Here is a 1,755-nt window from a genome sequence, read left to right on the forward strand (position 1 = left end):
ACCAATTTATTGCAACCGCAGTAGGACAGCCTTAAGTCCGACAGGCTGCTAGCCATGACCAATGTACTCTTTTCGCGGAACATCAGACCTTCAGTTAAGGCGAAATCCCGAAAGAAGGCACTTCTTTACCACGGATAGAAGTGCCTCCTCCATGCTCAGCAGCCAACCTTATTCGCTACTTGATAATCCCGCAGGCAACTCTTGTACCACCCCCCTTTAACGGAGGGTTGTCGCTACTGGTATCGACGTCAGAATCGATAACCAGCGAGCGCCCTTCCAGATCAGTCAGCTTCAAATTCCTGGCTACCACAGAATTTGTAGCAAAACCTTTGTCGTCTACAGTAAGTCCGGGCAAACTATCAAGAGCTGCCCCGGCTGCATGTGCCGCCATCATCATGTCATTTTTCGAGCCGGCTTCGCAGCTGGGGTTTTCATGGACACGAAAAGCATGTTCTCCTGGTGGCAGGTCATGAAGATTGGGCGTAAATTCCACTCCCCCATCTGGAGCTGGCGTAACAGTGACAGTTCCCAGGTCAGCGCCCACCCCGGAAGGAGAAACCTGATTCACCTTGACCGTAAAGCTTTCATTGGAGGAGGTACAAGCAGATAGCAAGACTGTCACGACCACTACACCCGATAACCCACTGAGTTTACTGAACATGATTGTCAACTCCAGGAGAAATAAGACACTAAAACAGCAATATAGCCATGCTTATTCGGGTTTACTTAATACACAGCCTGAAAAAACTGGTTTTTTACTTTTTTGTTCCAAAAAAGCTCATTAACATTCCTCACTGTTATTACATCGCCTCCGATCGCTCAGTATCACTACTCCGATGAGCCCAAGCCCTAATGGGTAGTACTCACAGAAAATGACCATCATAAAATAATCCCGGTTAGCCTGACCTCTCTCTACTGAGGTAAGATAGTCACTTGATACCCGTTGGATTCTGATAAAAGACGATGGGGATATTTGTCTGGCTGCTCACATAACAAACACCCATGACAGGCTCCTGATTTCCGAAGCTTGTGGGTTTAATGCTGAGAGCCATCTTAAAGAAAGGAAACACGCTGTAATGAAAGCACAAGTCAAATGGGTCGATCAGGAACGCTTTCTGGGACTGAGTGACAGTAATAACTCTGTTGTCATGGACGCAGATAGAAGTGTTAAATCCGCACCCAGCCCGATGGAGCTTATTCTGATGGGGCTGGGCGGCTGCTCATCCGTTGATGTGATCGGTATTTTGGAAAAAGCTCGCCAGAAGGTCATTGACTGCCACGTTGTTATTCAAGCTGAGCGTGCCGATGCTGTACCCGCTGTCTTCACCAAAATTCATCTGAACTTTGTGGTGAAGGGCACAGCAATAAAAGAGTCCCATGTGCAGCGTGCGATAGAACTGTCTGCAGACAAGTATTGCTCTGTCGCCATGATGCTCGGCAAGGGTGGTGTCGAAATCACCCACAGCTATGAGATTATAGAAGCTTGAAGCCTGAACTCACGCTTTAGCGGGAAGATCCGGACTTCAAAAGCAGCGTTTTCCCACGGCCAGAGTTTCAGGCAAGGCTCATCAGCCTGGAGGCCAGCTCATCTGTCGTCCACCAATCAGGTGAAGATGGATGTGATAAACCGACTGACAGCCATGACTATTGCAGTTCATCACCGTTCTGTAACCGTCTTCAGCAAAGCCTTCATCTTTGGCAATCTGACTGGCCACCAGCGCCATCTTTCCCAATACAGCCTGATCTTCGAAAGTC

General features: G+C 48.3%; 3 protein-coding genes. 1 reads left to right on the top strand and 2 read right to left on the bottom strand.

Going from position 1 to position 1,755, the window contains the following annotated elements:
- Positions 1-175 precede the first annotated feature (175 nt).
- Positions 176-661, bottom strand: coding sequence for a superoxide dismutase family protein (locus KDK19_RS23390; protein WP_257293064.1), 486 nt, complete (start codon positions 659-661; stop codon positions 176-178).
- Positions 662-1,076: 415 nt separating this feature from the next.
- Between KDK19_RS23390 and KDK19_RS23395 the strand changes: the two genes are divergently transcribed.
- Positions 1,077-1,487: an OsmC family protein gene (locus KDK19_RS23395; protein ID WP_257280504.1), complete on the top strand. Its 411-nt coding sequence runs from the start codon at positions 1,077-1,079 to the stop codon at positions 1,485-1,487.
- An 81-nt stretch (positions 1,488-1,568) separates the two neighbouring features.
- Here the strand turns inward: KDK19_RS23395 and KDK19_RS23400 are convergent.
- Positions 1,569-1,755: HIT domain-containing protein (locus KDK19_RS23400; RefSeq protein ID WP_257293065.1), on the bottom strand; the 187-nt coding region annotated here is incomplete at its 5' end.

This window comes from Endozoicomonas sp. ONNA1, assembly GCF_024606325.1.
Classification (GTDB): Bacteria; Pseudomonadota; Gammaproteobacteria; order Pseudomonadales; family Endozoicomonadaceae; genus Endozoicomonas_A.